Source organism: Spirillospora sp. NPDC046719 (assembly GCF_040645715.1).
Lineage (GTDB): Bacteria > Actinomycetota > Actinomycetes > Streptosporangiales > Streptosporangiaceae > Spirillospora.
Map to the genome: position 1 here is coordinate 1 of NZ_JBEYYT010000185.1, position 17426 is coordinate 17426.

The 17426-nt window shown below is 69.0% G+C and carries 14 protein-coding genes and 1 tRNA gene; 4 read left to right on the forward strand and 11 right to left on the reverse strand.

Features of this window, described 5'->3' with window-relative positions:
• Positions 1–49: 49 nt before the first annotated feature.
• Genes pknB through ABZ914_RS27960 form a run of 7 tightly spaced genes read right to left on the reverse strand, consistent with a single transcriptional unit; the run spans position 50 to position 9251 of the window.
• A complete protein-coding gene (gene pknB, locus ABZ914_RS27930) occupies positions 50–1861 on the reverse strand; it encodes a Stk1 family PASTA domain-containing Ser/Thr kinase (protein ID WP_500196819.1) in 1812 nt (603 codons plus the stop codon).
• Positions 1862–1883: 22 nt separating this feature from the next.
• Complete coding sequence (locus ABZ914_RS27935; RefSeq protein WP_500196820.1) at positions 1884–3323, reverse strand: serine/threonine-protein kinase; 1440 nt, start codon at positions 3321–3323, stop codon at positions 1884–1886.
• A complete protein-coding gene (locus ABZ914_RS27940; protein WP_500196821.1) occupies positions 3320–4801 on the reverse strand; it encodes a peptidoglycan D,D-transpeptidase FtsI family protein in 1482 nt (493 codons plus the stop codon). Before ABZ914_RS27940 ends, ABZ914_RS27935 begins: the two co-directional genes overlap by 4 nt.
• A gap of 10 nt (positions 4802–4811) precedes the next feature.
• Complete coding sequence (locus ABZ914_RS27945; RefSeq protein ID WP_500196822.1) at positions 4812–6398, reverse strand: FtsW/RodA/SpoVE family cell cycle protein; 1587 nt, start codon at positions 6396–6398, stop codon at positions 4812–4814.
• Entirely contained in the window at positions 6395–7981 is a 1587-nt protein-coding gene (locus ABZ914_RS27950) for a Stp1/IreP family PP2C-type Ser/Thr phosphatase (protein ID WP_500196823.1), read from the reverse strand. The genes ABZ914_RS27945 and ABZ914_RS27950 overlap by 4 nt, the downstream gene beginning before the upstream one ends.
• On the reverse strand, positions 7978–8484 hold the full coding sequence (locus tag ABZ914_RS27955) for an FHA domain-containing protein FhaB/FipA (protein ID WP_190857761.1): 507 nt from the start codon (positions 8482–8484) through the stop codon (positions 7978–7980). Before ABZ914_RS27955 ends, ABZ914_RS27950 begins: the two co-directional genes overlap by 4 nt.
• An 11-nt stretch (positions 8485–8495) precedes the next feature.
• On the reverse strand, positions 8496–9251 hold the full coding sequence (locus ABZ914_RS27960; protein WP_190857763.1) for an FhaA domain-containing protein: 756 nt from the start codon (positions 9249–9251) through the stop codon (positions 8496–8498).
• Between the two features lie 127 nt (positions 9252–9378).
• On the opposite strand from ABZ914_RS27960, the gene ABZ914_RS27965 reads away from it, so the two are divergent.
• A tRNA-Leu gene (locus ABZ914_RS27965) sits at positions 9379–9461 on the forward strand.
• A 245-nt stretch (positions 9462–9706) separates the two neighbouring features.
• Here ABZ914_RS27965 and ABZ914_RS27970 read toward each other — a convergent pair.
• Both ABZ914_RS27970 and ABZ914_RS27975 read right to left on the reverse strand, forming a co-directional pair.
• Positions 9707–11485 (reverse strand): hypothetical protein, encoded by a 1779-nt coding sequence (locus tag ABZ914_RS27970; protein ID WP_500196824.1) that lies wholly within the window; start codon positions 11483–11485, stop codon positions 9707–9709.
• Entirely contained in the window at positions 11482–12414 is a 933-nt protein-coding gene (locus ABZ914_RS27975) for a hypothetical protein (RefSeq protein WP_500196825.1), read from the reverse strand. Before ABZ914_RS27975 ends, ABZ914_RS27970 begins: the two co-directional genes overlap by 4 nt.
• Before the next feature lie 115 nt (positions 12415–12529).
• Here ABZ914_RS27975 and ABZ914_RS27980 point away from each other — a divergent pair, with 115 nt between their 5' ends.
• A complete protein-coding gene (locus ABZ914_RS27980; protein WP_500196826.1) occupies positions 12530–12928 on the forward strand; it encodes a helix-turn-helix transcriptional regulator in 399 nt (132 codons plus the stop codon).
• Positions 12929–13100: 172 nt separating this feature from the next.
• Here ABZ914_RS27980 and ABZ914_RS27985 read toward each other — a convergent pair whose 3' ends face one another.
• Positions 13101–13682, reverse strand: coding sequence for a hypothetical protein (locus tag ABZ914_RS27985; protein WP_500196827.1), 582 nt, complete (start codon positions 13680–13682; stop codon positions 13101–13103).
• Between the two features lie 2371 nt (positions 13683–16053).
• Here ABZ914_RS27985 and ABZ914_RS27990 point away from each other — a divergent pair.
• Positions 16054–16275 carry a hypothetical protein gene (locus ABZ914_RS27990; RefSeq protein ID WP_500196828.1) on the forward strand — a complete coding sequence of 74 codons (222 nt, stop codon included), beginning with the start codon at positions 16054–16056 and terminating at the stop codon, positions 16273–16275.
• A gap of 309 nt (positions 16276–16584) precedes the next feature.
• The gene (locus ABZ914_RS27995; RefSeq protein ID WP_500196829.1) at positions 16585–16992 is read left to right on the forward strand and encodes a hypothetical protein; all 408 of its coding nucleotides are present in this window, start codon (positions 16585–16587) and stop codon (positions 16990–16992) included.
• 30 nt (positions 16993–17022) lie between these two features.
• On the opposite strand, the gene ABZ914_RS28000 is transcribed toward ABZ914_RS27995, so the two are convergent.
• On the reverse strand, positions 17023–17426 hold a 404-nt coding region (locus tag ABZ914_RS28000; RefSeq protein WP_500196830.1), incomplete at its 5' end, for a hypothetical protein.

Below are 17426 nucleotides of genomic sequence, written 5' to 3' on the forward strand. Positions count from 1 at the left end.
GGCCCGTCCCGGTGGGGACGGGCCCTTCAACGTCTGCGGGCGGGGGCGGTCAGTTGCCGAAGCCAGGGAACTGGGGCATCCCGGTGGTCGGGGAACCCGTCGGGTTCGGGGGCTGCGTCGGCTGCTGCGCCACGAAGATCGTCACCGTGTCGCCGGGCGCCACCGTCGCGTCCTGGCCGGGCGACTGGTCGTAGACGAAGCCGGTCGCCACCTGCTTGTCCGGCGGCGGCGCGCCCTCCTGCACCTTGCACTTCAGGCCGAGGCTCTCCAGCTTGGCGCAGGCGGCCCGCTTGCTGCTGTTGAACAGCGCCGGGACCTTCAGGTTGCTCGGGCCGTTCGAGATGACGACGGTCACCGTCGAGTGCGGCTTCACCTGCGAGCCGGCCGTCGGGTCGGTGCTGATCACGCTGAGCCGCGGGACGCTGTCGCTCGTCTGCACCGATTTCTCGACCTTGAAGCCCTTCTCCTCCAGCATGTTCTTCGCCACGGAGTACGGCTTGCCGGTCACGTCCGGCACCTCGACCTTCGGCACCGGCTTCGGCCCCTTGGAGACGAGGAGGACGACCGACGCGCCCTTGTCCAGGCTGGAGCCCGGCTTCGGCGTCGAGGTGATGACGGAGCCCTTGTCGACGTCGTCGCTGTAGTCGGTCTGCGGCGTGCCGACCTTGAAGCCGAGCTTGGTGAGCTGCGCCGACGCGGTCTTCGCGTCCTGGTTCACGATCGACGTCGGGATGGCGACCTTGTCGTTCCCGCCGTCACCGCCGCCGCCGCTCATCATCCAGCCGATCAGCGCGGCGCTGCCGATGAAGACCACGGCGAGCGCGATCCACAGCGCCGCCTTCTTGCCGCCGCCGCGGTGCTCGGGATCCTCGTCGTAGTGGACGGGCGGCAGGTTGTAGCCGTTGTCCACCGGCCGCTGCACCTGGGTGTGCGCGCCGCCGCCGGGGTAGCCGCCCATGACCTGCGTGCCCTGCGGCTGCCCGCTCATGAGCATGGTGGACGCCGCCGTCGACGCCACCGGCTGGCCCTGCAGGACGCGCTGGATCTCCTGCCGGAACTCCGTCGCGTTCTGGTAGCGGTGGTCGGGGTCCTTCGCCATCGCCTTCAGGACCATCGCGTCCGCCCACTGCGGGATGTTCGGATCGACCTGCGACGGCGGGACCGGCTCCTCCCGGACGTGCTGGTAGGCGATCGCCACCGGGGAGTCGCCCGTGAACGGGGGGCGGCCGGTGAGCAACTCGTACAGCACGCAGCCGGTCGAGTAGATGTCGCTGCGGGCGTCGACGCGCTTGGCCTGCGCCTGCTCCGGCGACAGGTACTGCGCGGTGCCGATCACCTGCGCGGTCTGCGTCATCGTGGACGCCGAGTCGGCCATCGCCCGGGCGATGCCGAAGTCCATGACCTTGACCTCGTGCTGCCGGGTGAGCATCACGTTGGCCGGCTTGATGTCGCGGTGGACGATCCCGCCGCGGTGGCTGTAGTCCAGCGCGCGCAGGATGCCGTCGGTGATCTCCAGCGCCTTCTCCGGCAGCAGCGCGCGGTTCTCCCGCAGCAGGTCGCGCAGCGTGCTGCCGTCGACGTACTCCATCACGATGTAGGGGATCGGGGTGTCGCCGATCATGTCCTCGCCGGTGTCGTACACCGCGATGACGGAGGGGTGGTTCAGCGACGCGGCGGACTGGGCCTCGCGCCGGAACCGGGCCTGGAACGTGGGGTCGCGCGCCAGGTCGGAGCGCAGGGTCTTGATCGCGACCACGCGATCCAATCGCAGGTCACGAGCACGGTAGACCTCGGCCATGCCGCCGCGCCCGATCACCGTGTCGAGCTCGTAGCGGCCGCCGAGCAGCCGAGGTTGACTCATATGTGCACTTTCCCTCGTACGTCTACACCTTGTTGTCCGAACTTAGCTCCCCGCTCTGCGTGGGCGAGGGATCCGGGCTCGGAGTTGACGGAGTCGTGGTGCTCGCCGTCGGTGTCGGTGTTGGCTCAGGGGCGGTGGGAGTCGCCCGGGACGGTTTCGTGGTCGGCTTGTGCGAAGGAGACGCGGTGCGGCTCCGTGGCGCTGACGGACGGATCCTATGCGTCCGGTGCGGCCGGGTGACAGCCGGTGTGGGGGTCGGTGTCCGGTCCGCGGACGGTCTGCCGGGAGCGGTGGCCGGATCGTCGACGCTGTCACCGCCGACCGGGCTCATGACGGGGGCCCGCGGCGCGTCCCGCCGGTCGCGGGCCGCACCCGACGCGCCCTCCCACAGCGAGCCGACGACGATGGCTCCCACCACCAGCAGCACGGCCGCGACCGAGGTGAACGCCAGCACCGTGCGCCGTTGCCCGGTCACTGTCCCGGTGGTGAGGTTATCCTCCGCACCGTCTGCGTCAAATCCCGACAAAGCGGATGCGTGTGAGTCCGTCCGCTCGGGGCCGGCCGCCGTGCGCAGCGGCGCCGCCAGCGGATCGACGACCGTCGGGCGCTCCGTCCCGGCCCGGCCGTCCCGCGCCCGGCGGCCCGTGCTCAGCGAGCGGCGGATCGCCAGGGCCCGGTCCGCGACCGCCGCCGCCCCGTCCGGACGGTCCGCCGGGTCCTTCGCCAGCATCTCCATGATCAGCGCACGCACCGGCTCCGGCACCCGCGCCGGCAGCGCCGGGGGCGCGTCCCGGACGTGCTTGAGCGCCACCTCCACCGGCGTCTGCCCGTCGAACGGCGGCACCCCGGCCAGGCACTCGTAGGCCACCACGCCCAGCGAGTACAGGTCAGCGGCGGTGGTGATCCCGCTCGCCGACGCCTGCTCCGGCGAGATGTAGTGCGCCGTCCCCATGACCATCCCGGTCGCGGTCTGCGACGCCGCCGCCAGCCGCCGGGCGATCCCGAAGTCGGTGATCTTCAGGGTGCCGTCCGGCGACACCATCAGGTTCGCCGGCTTGACGTCCCGGTGCACGATGCCCGCCTCGTGCGCCACGGCGAGGGCGCGGCCCGCCTGGACCAGCAGGTCCAGCACGGCCTCCACCGGCAGCCCGCCGTCGCGGACGAGGATCTCGTCCAGGGGCTCGCCCGGGACCAGCTCCATGACCAGGAACGTCCGGCCGTTCTCCTCGCCGTAGTCGAACGCCTGCGCGATCCCGGTGTGCTGCAGGCCCGCCGCGAACCGCGCCTCCGACTCGAACCGGGCCCGCGCCGACACGTCCCCGCCGAGCTCCAGCCGCAGCAGCTTCACCGCCACCGGGCGGCCCAGCGACTCGTCCCGGGCCCGCCAGACCTCGCCCATCCCGCCGGTGGCCAGCCGCTCCAGCAGCCGGTACCGGTGGTTCAGGACGAGGCCCGCGCTCACTTCTTCAACACCTGGCGCATGATCGCCGCGGCGATCGGGCCCGCGCCGGTCGCACCGAAGCCGCTGCCCTCGGTCATCACCGCGAACCCGTACCGCGGGTTGTCCGCCGGGGCGAACCCGACGAACCAGCGCGCGTTCGGGATGCCGGGGCCCTGCTCCGCCGTACCGGTCTTACCGGCGACGTTCGAGCCCTGCAGGTTCTTCGCGGTGCCCGCCTGGACCACGGCGCGCATCATGTCCTCGAACTGGGACGCCTGGTCGCTCGACAGCGGCTGGCTGTACTCCTTCGGCGAGGCGGCGTAGAGCTCGCTCTGGTCCTTCGCGCGGACGGTGTTCACGACGTAGGGGTTCATCAGCTTGCCGTGGTTCACGATCGCCGCCGCGACCATCGCCATCTGCAGCGGGGTGGCCCGCACGTTCTCCTGCCCGATACCGGACCGCGCCGTCGCGTCCTGGCCGGTGTGCTGCTGCTTGCCGTCGGCGTCGGTGTAGTTCACCGGCACGTCGCTCTCCGCGGCGGGCATCATCGGCTCGAGCTTCACCGACTTGCCGAACCCGTACTCGGCGGCGCCCCGGTTCAGCCGCTCGATGCCGAGCTGGAGGGCCAGCCGCCCGAACGAGGTGTTGCAGGACTCGGCGTACGCGCCCTTCAGCGGCGCCCGTCCGCCGCAGGAGCCGCTGTCGCTGTCGTTCGGCAGGTTCGTGCCGGACTCCGGCAGGGTCAGCGGCGAGGTGTCGACCACGGTCTGGTCGTTCATCCCGAGCTGGTTCATCGCGGCCGTCGCCGTCACCGTCTTGAACGTCGACCCCGGCGGGAAGGTCTGGCTCAGCGCGTTGTCGTTCAGCGGCCGGATCACGCCGCTGCCCTTGTCCAGCTGCTCCAGCCGCTTGACGCCCTTGTCGCCGGTCTGCGGCGCCACCTCGTTCGGGTCGAAGGACGGCCACGACGCCGCCACCTGGACGGCGCCGGTCTTGGCGTCGATGACCACGGCGCCGCCGCGGCGGCCGGGCGCCGTCTGCGCCTTCAGCTGCGCGTACGCGGTCCGCTGCGCCTGCGGGTTGATCGTCAGCTCGACGTTCCCGCCCTCCGGCTTCTTGCCGATGAACGTGTCGAACCAGTGCTGGCTGGCGATCCGCTTGTCCTTGCCGGCGAGCAGCGCGTTGTAGGCCTTCTCGACCTGCGTGGCGTTCCCGTTGAAGTACCCGGTGATCGGCGCGAAGATCGGCCCGTCCTTGTAGGTCCGGCCGTACTTCGGGTTGTCCTTGCCCGTCGGCGTGGACGTCACCAGCACCTCGCCGCCCGCCGAGATCTGCCCGCGCGGCGAGTTGAACACGTCCTGGTACTGCCGTGCGTTGTGCGGGTCGGTGCGCAGGCTCTCCGCCTCGCTGCCCTGGACGTAGTTCACCTGCGCCATCAGCCCGAAGAACAGCAACAGCGCGAAGACGGCCACCCACCGGATCGGCTTGTCCATGTTCATGGAGCGGAGATCACCTCGTGCTCACGATCTGGGTCATGCCCTCGTCCTGGATGGCCTGCGGGGCGGGCTTGCGGGCGTCGTGGCTCATCCGGACCAGGATGGCGATCAGGATCCAGTTCGCCATCAGCGACGAACCGCCCTGGGACAGGAACGGCGTGGTCAGACCGGTCAGCGGGATCAGCTTGGTCACCCCGCCGACGATCACGAAGACCTGGAGGCCCAGCACGAACGAGACGCCGCCCGCGAACAGCTTGAGGTACGGGTCCCGCGCGGCGACCGCCGTCTTCATGCCGCGCTGCACGATTAAGGCGTAGACGAGCAGCAGGGCCATGAGCCCGGTGAGCCCGAGCTCCTCGCCCATCGAGTCGAAGATGAAGTCGCTGAACGACAGCGGCGTCTGCCACGGCTGGCCCTGCCCGAGCCCGGTGCCGAGCACCCCGCCCTCACCGAGCGCGAACAGCCCCATCATCAGCTGCCGGCTGTCGGAGTACTCGCCGCCGAGCTTCGCGCAGGCCGTGAAGCCCGGGTAGCCGCTGCCCGCCGCCTTCTCCGTCTTGTAGATCGTCGTGTCCGGGTTGACCGGGACGACCTTGCCGGTGTGCAGCAGGCAGCCGCCGTCGAAGTACGGCTTCGGGTTCTGCCAGATGTCGATGCGCTGGTTGACGTGCGCCATGAACGGCAGCTGCGTCGCGACCAGCACGCCCACCGCCAGCAGCCCGACGCCGATCGCCACCCACGACACCCGCTGCGTCGCGATGTACAGCATCGACACGAACAGGCCGAAGAACAGCAGCGCCGTGCCGAGGTCCTTCTGCATGAACAGCACGCCCAGGCAGAAGAACCAGATCACGACGATCGGGCCCAGGTCGCGGGCGCGCGGCAGGCTGAACGGGCCGATCTTCTTGCCGATCAGCGACATCGCCTGCCGCTTGTTCACCAGGTACCCGGCGAAGAACACGACCAGCAGCAGCTTGGCGAACTCGCCCGGCTGCACCGACAGCGGCCCGACGTGGATCCACACCCGCGCGCCGTTGATCTCCGCGCCGATGCCCGGCACGATCGGCAGCAGCAGGAGGATGATCGCGATCAGGCCGGTCAGGTACGTGTAGCGCTGCGCGGTCTTCGGCGTGAACGACAGCGGCGCGTCGGTCTTGGTGGTGTCCCGCATGATCAGGACCGCGGCGACGAACAGCCCGATCCCGACGAACGTCCACAGCAGCTGCCCGGGCGCGTCCGCCGCGTCCTTGATCAGCTTCTTGCCGGCCAGCTGCGCGGCCTTCTTGGTGTCGCTGGTGTCCAGGTCGAGCCGGTAGATCATCGCCAGCCCGAGCCCGTTCAGCGCCACCGCCAGCGGCAGCAGCAGCGGGTCGGCGTACGGCAGGAACTTCGTCTGCACGAAGTAGGCGGCGAGCGCGAGCACCACCAGGCCGCCGCCGAAGGTGAACAGCCCCGCGGGGATGTGCCCGTCACGGGCCAGCCCGACCTCCGCGAACGCCGACAGCGTCAGCACCATCGCGAACGCCAGCAGCGCGAACGACGCCGCGTTGCGCCGCTGGTAGGGCAGGACCGCCCTGATCTGCTCCCCGAGCGAGTTCATCTATGGCTACCCCCGTCGGAAGGGCAGTCCTTGATGGACGGGTTGCTCGCCTTGCACTCGTCGCGGCGGTCGCCGAGCTCCTTCAGCTTCGCCTCGGCCGCCTGCTGCCCGATGAACGCGAGACCGCCCTTCGTCACGGCGGTCGCGTCCGAGGTCGGCAGCTCGCTGAGCGGGATGTCGCTGTTGGTGATCTTCTTCTCCTGGCAGTTGCGCTGGCCCTGCCCCTTGACCACGACGACCTTCCCGGCCTCCTCGGTCAGGACGTACTTGCACACGCGGTTCTTCAGGTCGTCGAGCGCGGACGGGCCGTTGACGCTGTAGGTGCCCTTCACCTGCGCCTGCAGGTCCAGCGGCAGGTCCGCGACGAGGATCGGCGGGTTCGGCTGCTTGTCGGCCTTCCGGGACAGGCTGATCCCCGGCACCTTCTGCGTCGTCCCCCGGTACAGGACGACCTTGCCGTCCTCCGAGCCGATGTAGTAGCCGTTCCGGACGTTCTGCACGAGCACGAAACCGCCCGCCACCACGGCCACCACCACGACGCCCGCCACCACGATCAGCCACGTCCACCGGCGCGCGCCCCCACCGCGCCGCCGCGGCGCGGCCATCGGCTCCTGCATGCCCTGCGGCATCGAACCGGGAGGCCCCGCCATCGGCTCGTTCATCGGCATCGGCGCCGGCGGCGGCATCTCGTCCACCGCGACCGGCGGCTGCGGCATCGTGTCCCGCAGCTGCGCCGCACGCCCCGCCGGGGTGTCCGCCACCGTGACGTTCGCGCCCGTGCCGCCGCCCGGCGGCTCCGGCGGCGAGGCGTTCGCCGCCGCGCCCACCGCGTGCCCCGGACCGCCCGTCGGCGGATGCCGCTCCAGGTCCACCACGTCCGCGACCACGCAGGTGATGTTGTCCGGGCCGCCGCCCCGGTTCGCCAGGTCGATGAGCTGCCGGACGGCCTGCTCGGGCTCGTCCACGTCGGTCAGCACCTGGAAGATCGTCTCCGCCGTCACCACGCCGGACAGCCCGTCCGAGCACAGCAGGTAGCGGTCCCCGACCTTCGCCTCCCGCAACGACAGGTCAGGGTCGACCTCGCCGCGGCCGTCCAGCGCGCGCAGCAGCAGCGACCGCTGCGGGTGCGTCGCCGCCTCGTCCGGGCTGATCCGGCCCTCGTCCACCAGCGACTGCACCAGCGTGTGGTCGTGCGTGATCTGGAAGAGGCTGCCGTCCCGCAGCAGGTAGGCGCGCGAGTCCCCGATGTGCACCAGCGCGACCTGGTTGCCCGCCCACAGCATCGCCGTCAGCGTCGTGCCCATGCCCTGCAGGGCCGGGTCGGACTCCACGATGCGGTGCAGGTTGTCGTTGGCCGTCTTCACCGTGTGCTCGAGCGCGGCCAGCAGCTCGTTCGCGGGCAGGTCCTTGTCCAGCCCGCGCAGCGCGTCGATCGCGGCGGCACTGGCGATCTCGCCGCCGACGTGCCCGCCCATCCCGTCGGCCACCGCGAGCAGGTGCGCCCCCGCGTACGCCGAGTCCTCGTTGCCCTCGCGCAGCATGCCGACGTCGGAGCGCGCGGCGTAGCGGATTCCCAGTGTCATTTGCGCAGCTCGATCACGGTCTTGCCGATACGGACCGGTACGCCGGGCGGCACCGGCATCGGCCGGGTCACCTTCGTGCGTCCGAGATATGTGCCATTGGTCGAGCCGAGATCTTCCACGATCCACTGACCGTCCTGCGCATAAAGTCGGGCATGCCGGCTCGAAGCGTAGTCGTCGGTCACCACGAGCGTGGCGTCATTGGCGCGACCGATGGTGATGGGCACCCCCGTGAGGTCGATGACGGTGCCGGCCCGCTCGCCCTGGACGACCACGAGCTTGCTGGGGGCGCCGCCCTGGGCGCCGCGGCGCGGCGGCGGGGGCGCCGCCATCTGCGGCCGGCCCGCCTTCGGGGGCCGGGGGGGCTGGGCCGCGCGCGTGGCCGCCTTCGTCGCCGCCTTCGAGCCGAACAGGTCGGCCCTGATCACACCGACGGCCGCGATGACGAAGAGCCAGAGCACCGCGAGGAACGCCAGCTTGATCAGCGTGAGGGTGAAATCGGACATCGGAGTCGGGGTTACTCCCTATCGCGGCGGAACACAAGGGTAGTGCGGCCCATCGTGACCCGGGAGCCGTCCACCAGCGTCACCCGCCGGATCGGCTGCCCGTTCACGAACGAGCCGTTGGTCGACCCTAGATCCACGAGCACGATTTCGGGACCTTCTACGCGGATCTCGGCATGGTGCCGGGACACGCCCGGATCCACGAGACGCAGGTCGCAGTCGGTGCCGCGGCCCAGGAGGGTGACCGGAGTGTTGATCTCATAAGTGCGCTGCGTGGTGTCGGAGCCCTCCACCGCCGTCGTCACCAGGAGCCGCGGATTGCCGCCGAAGGCGCCGCCCCGGCCGCCCTGCGGCACGTCGCTCACGGGCTGGCGGATCTCCCCGCCCTCCACGGTCGACCCCCGGATCACGCCGGACCGGATGCGGAACATGCCCGTGGCGAGGTCCCCCGCGTTCTCGAACCGGACGCGCACCGGACCGACGAAGGAGTACCCCTGCTCCTTCGCGTACTCGCGCGCCAGATTCGCCAGCTCCTGGCTCAGGCTGTCGGCGTACACCTGCAGCCGCTGCCCGTCCTGCTGAGAGATCTCGACGACGAAGTCGTTCGGGACCAGCGTGCGGCCCTGTGCCACGATCGCGGCCCGATCGTCCATCTCGCGCTGCACAGCACTGGCCACCTCGACCGGCTGGAGCTCCGACTTGAAGGCACGGGCGAAGGCCCCTTCGACCATGCCCTCGAGCCGTCGCTCGAAGCGCTGAATGACGCCCACGGGCACCTCCTCTCCCCACTGGTAGACGATCGTATCGGTGCGAAGGTTCGCGAGAAGTATCCGAGTACCTAACCACTGCTCCGACCGTGCTAGCCTTTTCAAGCGCCCGGAAACGGGCCGACACCCTGGGCGGGTGGCGGAACGGCAGACGCGCACGGTTCAGGTCCGTGTGTCCGAAAGGATGTGAGGGTTCAAATCCCTCCTCGCCCACTCGGGGGTGGTGACGTAAGTCTCCGCCCCATACTGACGGAATGAGCCCCCACGCGACAGCGCGGGGGCTCTTCGGCTTCTCGGGAGTGTTTCGAGGGGGCCTGCGCGTCTTGAACGCGGTCGGCGATGCGTGTTGTCAGGGCCTCGGAGGGCTGCCGGGCGCCCGGTGGAGCGTTTCAGGGCGCGCGGCAGCCCACCCTCGGTGTGGACAACTGGGTTACGGCTGTGCTGGGGACTGCTATCGGTCAGGGCAGATCGTCGATGTAGCCGGTGGGCGTCCAGTGGCTCAATGGCTTGGATGTCCGCCTTGGTGCTCGACGGCGGGGTTGGCCGTCTTCTCGTGGGAGCGTGTCGAGCCAGCTGCGGATCTTTCGGAGATTGACCTGTGCGAGCTGGAAGGCGAGCAGCAGGGTCTGCGCGGCGATGCCACGGATGCGTCTGCGCCCCGCTCGCTCGATAGCCTCGCGAGCGTCGTCCTTGGCGTAGCCATTGATGCCTTCGACGGCGTTGCGGAGCCGGTAGTAGACCTTCTGCCACTCTGCGCTGCCGTAGGCGCGCGGCTGCCAGTGCTTGGCCCCGTCCTCGGGGGCGATGGTGATGCTGGTCTGACAGCAGACCTTGGGCGACCCGGCCGGCGTGGGCTGGGGATCGACTACAGGCAGCCGGGGGTCGCCGTTTTTGGACACCTTCTCCTTCAGGGGGCAGAACACCTTCCCGCGGTGGTGCGGGCATTGGTACCGCTGGTGTCCTTCGGCGTCAGGTCGGCCCTTGGCGGGCAGCGCGTAGGGGGCGCGGGCGGCGATGCGATCGACCCAGGTCTGCTTGTCGATCTTGCTGGGGCTGTTTTTGGCGGCGTGCAGATCTTGGGTGGCGGTGACCAGGTGGGTGGGCATCCAGGGGCAGTACCAGGTGCCTTCGACCATGTTCGCGCCGTGCGCGGTGGCTTGGATGCCGCGTTGGTTGGCACGGTAGTCGTAGGTGGGTTGGTAGCCCATGGCGCGGACGGGCAACTGCCAGTTGTCTTCCTTGCAGCTGTTGTAGAGGTTGTCGGCGCCCAGGTCGCCTGCGGGGTGGCCGCGCTGCTGGATGTTGTGCAGGATGGCGACGCCGTTGGGGCCGGGGTTGTGGCCGGGCCTGTCGAGGGTCATGCCCAGGATGAGGGCCGGGGGCGCTTTGGAGTCTCCGCAGCCATCTGCGTCGGGTTGGAACGTGTGGTGTGGGTTGCGCAATACGGCGAAGGCGGCGTCGTAGCCGAAGATGATCTTCGGGATGCGGCCCTTGCGTGGTCGTCCTTTGCTCGTCCGCTGGCGGTTGGTTGTGGCGGGCTGGGCTGGCTGTGCTTCCGTCGGTACGTCGGGGTCTCGGTGGTCGCCTTCGCGGGTGTACCAGCCGGCGTCGGGGTCGGTGGAGGTGACGGGACCCTGGTGTTTGAGGCCGCGGGCCCACGTGCGGATGGGGGTGGCGTCCACGCCGACCGAGCCGTCCCAGATCTCGGCCAGCAGCGGGCGGATGTTCGCGATGGAGGCTTCGAGGACCTGTCCGGTCGCCCATTGGAGCCGTTCGCGGCGGTTCTTGATCAGGTCTTGGTTGGCGGCCTTGAGGAGTCTGATCCTCTCTGCGTCGGGCAGGCGCTTGTTCTTCGGCAGCGGCGAGGGGTCCATCTCCTTCAGGATGGTGTGGAACAACCTCAGCACGACTCGATAGCCGGCTTCGAAGCCGCGCATGTTGTCGGGGCGCTCCTTGAGGTGGAAGCGGCGACGCCAGTCCTCGGCGATCCCCCAGTGCAGGATGTCGGCCACCTCGCTGAACCAGATGGCCCCGTGGCGGCGGGCGCACAGGTCCATGCCCACCAGCAGGCCTTCAACCGTGCACAGCCGAGGCCGTCCCAAGGTGCGGTGAATGCGCGCCGCGAGTTCGTCGGGCAGGCCGGTGTCGGCGATGAACGCCGCGGACGCAGTGACCTCACTCTCGGTGAAGAGCGCGCGATCACGCCCAGTCCCCGTGTTCTGGTGTGGGGCGGTCACGGCTCTCCTCGCAGGATGGTGCTTGCTTCGCCTGCGGCGATGGGGCGGACGTGGGGCAGTACTCGCGACAGCCCGTGCAGGGTGTCCAGGCCGGCGGCGGCCACGATGATGTGCAACGGGACGTTGGTCTCGATCAGTTCGACCAGCCAGGTCGCGCGGAGCCGGGCCATCTTCAGTTGTGGTGTTCGGGGAGCGCTGTGAGCGCGCGCCACGAAGTTGGTCACCGTGTTCTTCGTGCGTGCCCGGACGCCGGGCCGAAACAGGTAAGCGGCCTGTCCGTCGAAGCGGGCCGCTTCGTGCTCCAGAACCCGCTCCCACGAACGCCGGCACACCACCAGGCGCTGCCGGGCTCCGCGTACGGCCACGACCACGGCGCCGTCCTGCACGCCGTGGCGCGTGCGGGCGCTGGAACGCCGGATGTCGTGGGCGAGCACGGGGATGACTTCCGGCGAGTCCAGCCCGCAGCCCAGGCCGAGGCTGAGAAGGATCTTGCAGCCCGCGCGGAGTTCTTCGGTCGGCTGGCCCGCCGCCCACGACCACAGCGCGCTGATCTCTGCTGGTGTGTAGGGCTTGGACTGCGTGGAGGCCGACAGTTTGATCGGCTTTCCGGTCCGGCAGTCGCTGCCGATGACCGCTTCGCGCAGCAGCAGGAGCTTGGAGCGGTAGTTGGCCTTGGTCCGGTCGCTCGCGGCGATGCCGACCAGGGTGAACCGTTCGATCAGCTCGCGCGACAGCCACGCCTTGCGGTCGGCCGGGAGGCCTTGACCGTCGGCGAACAGTGCCACCTTGGTCAGGGCTCCCATCAGCTCGCCGGCGGTGTACCGGTCGAGGGGTTCGGCGGCGCGCACGGTCGCGCGGACCTCGTCGCGAACGCGGGCCCAAGCCGCGGGGTTGCCTCGCGGCTTGTAGGAGTCGATCCGCTCGGACACCGGAACCTGCCACAGATAGACGCCAGGAGGCGCAAGATCACCTCTTCGCATTGCTGCCCCGATAGCAGGGTGCTACCGCAGTAGCAAAGATCATTTTGCGGAGTGAAGGGAGGTAGTGGAACTCGTGACTAGCGGCGACTCTCGGACCAGACGTCCACGCGACTTCGCCGTTGGCGGACAGTGGCCCTACGCCAAGCTCGCCGACAGCAGCGGAGCCGAGCACTACGGCGCCCGGGTCGCTCAGGAGATCGCGTGCAGGCTCGCCGAGGCGATGCAAGAGCAGGGGCTCAGCGCCAACCGGCTGGCCCGCGCCAGCGGGGTGAACCGACAGACGATAAGCAACGTCCTGGCTGGCGTCGTGTGGTGCGATCTGCTGACGATCGCCAATCTGCAGCGGGCGCTGCGGATCCGGATGTTGCCGGACGCGCCTGACGGTGACGTCCGGTTCGAGCAAGAAATAAAAGAGCATGGGCACCTCGCCGCCCCCGTTACGGAGGCGGGCACGTCGGAATGACGGCACGGCGAAATGCCCGAATAACCTGCACGCGCCCTCGCGCACGGGTATCTTCGGATACACGACGACGAGCCATCAGTTGATACCTGGGGGCCGGGTCGTACTGACCGCCGCCGGGCCTGAGAAACCGGCGGCGGTCGCCCTTATGCGCGGGCGGTCCGCATCAATGGTCCTAGATCGCGGCTCCTAGCTGCTGGCCGGAAGTCGAAGCCGCCTGAGCCTCGGTCGGCCCCGGACGGGCGACGCCGTCGTTGTAGCGGTACCAAGTGTCGCTGTGCGACACCCGAACTTTGATGAGCACCTTCCGCTCGACCATGATGTTGAGGGTCATCCGCACGGACTTGACGTTCGTCTCATCCAGGCACTCCGCGACGTCGCGAGCCTTCCACCAGCGCGCGGGGTCCTGCCCTACGAGGTCGCGGACGTCGTCGGCGCGGGTCCTGTACTGGGTCTCGCCAACATTTCTCGTACCGGCATCTCCACTGCCGGGGTTCCCCGGCAGTGTTGAGGTCTGGGGGCTGGTCTCGTCGCCGGGGCGAGGGTCGGCCGCCGCAGGCTCCTCGAGCGGAGGGTCGTCATGGAACGGGAAGCCTGCATCGACCAGCTCAGTGAGGGCCGTCACCACCTGCGTCAAGCTCGTGATCTGTGCCTTGACGTGGCCGAGCTCCTTCTGGAGACGGACCTCGCGGCCTTGGAGTACTTCGAGCTTGCGCTTGCTGTCGATGAGCGCTTCGCGTTGCAAACCTAGGCCCATGGGGTAAAAGGTACCGCCTGCCCCCTGTTTATGTGACCATTCCCGGCATCTGATCGCACGAACAGCCAGAGGCAAAGGAAATATCGCTGGCCGCCTTCCCGGCTTCCACAGGGGACGCGGTGGCAGAAGGACAGGTCACAGGGGAAGTGTCGGCTGCATGTGAGGCTTGAGGCGGTCGACTGTCTTTCCCTGAACGCAGTCGGGGCAAAGGAAGAAGCCAGATCCTGTCAGCCATCCATGTCGCCGGAGGTGATCGATGGCCGATTTTGGTGGTGTCTGCCCCACAGGCTGCCCAAGTTCTCTGTTTTGGGCGTTTTGGGAGGCAATGAACGGACCCTTGCCGTTCCGGCACGCGGCACACTCCACCGGCCAGCATCCTTCCGCAGGCGCGCACTCGTAACAGAAGCGCCGAGGTGCCCAAACGGGCCGCCGTTCGCGACAGTCGCGGACGAGCCATAGGCACATCAGGTCACCAAGGGCGCTCTCCAAGGCGCCAGACGCGTTCTGGCCAGGCGCGGCATCGGCGATCTCGGCCGCTGAGCGCCCGCAGGCCGAACATCGCAGGGTGCTGACACTGCTCGGCTTCGCTCCGGATCCGGAAGGCGTCGGGTGCGGGTGAAGCGCTGCTAGGTTCGGGTGGACGCGGCGGTCGGAGATGCGTGCCGACGCCGGTGATCCCGGAGTGGTGGCCGAACCCTCCCGGAAATGCACACGCAGCATGAACAAAGACCCTGAGCTGCCTGTTGCGCCCTGTAGATCACTTCCGCCCATGGCAAGGGTCTACCCGATGACCTGTGCCTCTCAAGCCTAGGACCGTCATCGAGTTGGGGTGCGCGCCAAACCGCGCTGCTGAGTGCAATGAGGGTGGCATGCAGATGTGTCAGTAAGAGTCCGTGGGAGTCGCAGAACGAGCGTAGAAGGCGCTATTTCAACCTGGGGGGCCACGGAACGCCCGCTGGAGTCGCAGAACGAGCGTAGAAGGCGCTATTTCAACCTGGGCGGCCGCGGAACGCCCGCTGGAGTCGCAGAACGAGCATAGAAGGCGCTATTTCAACCTGAGGGCCGCGGAACGCCCCCCAATGGGCAGGCGAATCGAGGCTGAGGACCGACAAGGCGGGCATAGAGACCCACTGGACTGGCACGTAGCGCGCTAAACAGGCACTTCGCCGCCGGAGGTGCCCCAGGCGGGAAGCGGCTGTACGAGTGATCGCAGTTACGCCTCGTGGTCGTGATGGATGAGAGGATGTGGGCGGTTGGACATGGTTTTTGCTGTTTGTGTCGGAGCCTGTCGGGCGGAGGGCGAAGTCAGGTGCGTCGGGACCGTCACCGGAGCAGCTGAGCGCGGCGTGGACGCTGCTGGACAGCGACTGGCGCTGGTGGCGAACAAGACAAGACGACGCGTCTGGGCTTCAGGCTCTTGCAGAAGTTTCAAGCAGAGGACTGGCCAGAGGGGGCGAGCTGGCAGACGAACCCAAGCGGCGCCGGAGGAGCGTGATCGCCGCTCGGGACTCCCCTTGCGGGCGCCTACTCGAGCCAGCCGGCTCCTGGCCGGTCCCTTGCCGCCCCAACAATGGCCGTGAGGCAACACTGATCACACCGGTCTCGCCACCATAACCCATCGAATGCAGACAGTAATCACTCGTTGCTTTTCGTGGTTCTTTGATCTGCCGGGTCCGCAGCACGAACTCCGCCTGCGTGACCAGCCTGATGGACTCCATCTGGCCCACGTAGGAACGCAACCTCCGCAGGTACTCCCGCCGCGACCCGTGCCACCGCCGCGCGGCCGACGACGGCTTCGGCGACTCCTGCGGCGCCGGTTGCGGGGCGGCCTCGACCAGCGTGGCCAGGATCGTGGTCACCAGTGCCAGGTAACCCCAGCTCCAGCTCAGTTTCCCGTGGTCCAGGATCTGATTGACCACAACCCCCGTCGCGACCGCCAGCGACGCGGTGACCAGGGGCCGCCCCATGACCCTCAGGCGTCCCACGGCAGCCCCACCTCCGGCACTCGGCGCGTCCATTGTCGGCGTTCGACGATGATGCGCGACCGGTCGGCGGCGCAGGGTCCGGATGTGGTCGCCGCCTCAGGGCCGGTGGTCCCCGGGTGTCCCATGACAGCCAGCGCGGCGTCGGCGGCAAAGCGCACGACGCCGTCCGGCGCGCCGTCCGCGCCGAGAAGGTCGGTGGCTAGGGCGACGTCCTTGCGGAGCAGCGGCCCCGAGTGCGCCGCGATCCGATCCAGGGTGCCGCCCGCGGACGCGACGCGGTCCGAAGCTCACCCCGCTGACGAGTGAGACGACCTCGGCGAGGCGGCCGGGATCGACATCGAGGGCGCGCCAGGTCGAGCGCGCCTACCGCCGTCGCGAGGTTCGCCGTGAACAGCAGGTTGTGCTTGTCGACCTGGCCCGGCCAGAGCGGCCTCATCTACAGGACGGGCTCGCCATACGAGGCGAACGCCGGACGGCACAGCTCGACCGTCTCCGGTGCGCCGCACACCATCACCAGCAGGTGCCCCTCGGCCGCCCGGGTCGCCGTCGCTCACCGGCGCGTCGACCACGCGCACGCGCGGGCGGAGGCGGTGGCAGCCAGCTACTGACATGAGGATCAGCGCGCCCACAGGCCGACCGGAGGCGCCGATGTCGTCCATGACGGCCCCTGGTTGCGGTTGCGCTGCGCGACCCGACTGGGACTATTGCCGGGGCAGGCCAACACCGCTGACATCAACAGCGGCCCAATCCAGTGCTGACGCGCCCCTTCCACACCCGAGCGCTCTAGGCCCAAAAAAGCTAGACCCGCTGGTCCACGAGTGTGGGGCGGGTCCGCAGGTAAAACATAACACGTCTGCCCCGGCGACCTGCGCAGACGACATCGGTCTATGTCGCGTGCCCGTGTGTCCCAGCCCGCAATGTCAGAGGTCTCAAGCCACGGCAGGTTCCGCGGTCGCGATCACCGAGCAGCCCCGCAAGCACCGTCCACCAACGACAGCATCGAAAACAGATCGAGCGCCTTCGGTTCGGTTAGCGCCCAGCCCGGTGGCGGCGGCGTGCTGTTAGAGGTCATGGGAGGCCAGCATCGCCAGGTCGGCGTCGCGGATTCTCAGGTGCTGTTTGAAAGCGGGGGCCAAAAGGCGCCGGAACAGGTGCGTCAGGGGCTGACCGAGAAGTCCGTGCTGATCCCGGTCAATTTCGCCGATGTGGACGGCCATGCGGAGGCGGAGTCGGCCGAGGTCGCTGGCGAGCCAATTGGAGCGGTGCAGCAGCGTGGTGAGGTGGTGCGCCAGATTGCGGCCTTGCCGGCGGCCACCGTCACGTGACTGCCGAGTTGGTCAGCATCATCCCCCAGGTCACTCCAGGTCCTCCCACCTCCATCGGCCAGCGGGACATCCATCCGGCTCCCGCCCGAACTGATACTGCACCATCCGATCGGCGACCTCCAGAAACCGACCGAACATGCCCGCAGCCGGCAACCGGTCGGCCAGCGTGGCCACTTGTTGATCCGCCCCGACCTCCCGCAGCCGGTCTAGCAGGAAGGCGACGGCGTACGGGTCGTCAAGGGTGGCGTGTGTGGCGGCTCGGTCGGCCAGCAGGACCACCTGCTCATCCGCCCCGACCTCCTGCAGCCGGTCCAGCAGGTCGGCAACGGTGTACGGGTTGTCGAGGGTGGCGTGTGTGGCGGCTCGGTCGGCCAGCACGGTCACTTGCTCACCTGCCCCGACCTCCCGCAGCCGGTCCAGCAGGTCGGCAACGG

Coding starts and splice junctions, on each gene's coding strand:
- ABZ914_RS27955 (WP_190857761.1), bottom strand. CDS start 8,484: ATGTCCGATTTCACCCTCACGCTGATCAAGCTGGCGTTCCTCGCGGTG.
- ABZ914_RS27945 (WP_500196822.1), bottom strand. CDS start 6,398: ATGAACTCGCTCGGGGAGCAGATCAGGGCGGTCCTGCCCTACCAGCGG.
- ABZ914_RS27985 (WP_500196827.1), bottom strand. CDS start 13,682: ATGGGCCTAGGTTTGCAACGCGAAGCGCTCATCGACAGCAAGCGCAAG.
- ABZ914_RS27940 (WP_500196821.1), bottom strand. CDS start 4,801: ATGAACATGGACAAGCCGATCCGGTGGGTGGCCGTCTTCGCGCTGTTG.
- ABZ914_RS27950 (WP_500196823.1), bottom strand. CDS start 7,981: ATGACACTGGGAATCCGCTACGCCGCGCGCTCCGACGTCGGCATGCTG.
- ABZ914_RS27995 (WP_500196829.1), top strand. CDS start 16,585: ATGTCAGAGGTCTCAAGCCACGGCAGGTTCCGCGGTCGCGATCACCGA.
- pknB (WP_500196819.1), bottom strand. CDS start 1,861: ATGAGTCAACCTCGGCTGCTCGGCGGCCGCTACGAGCTCGACACGGTG.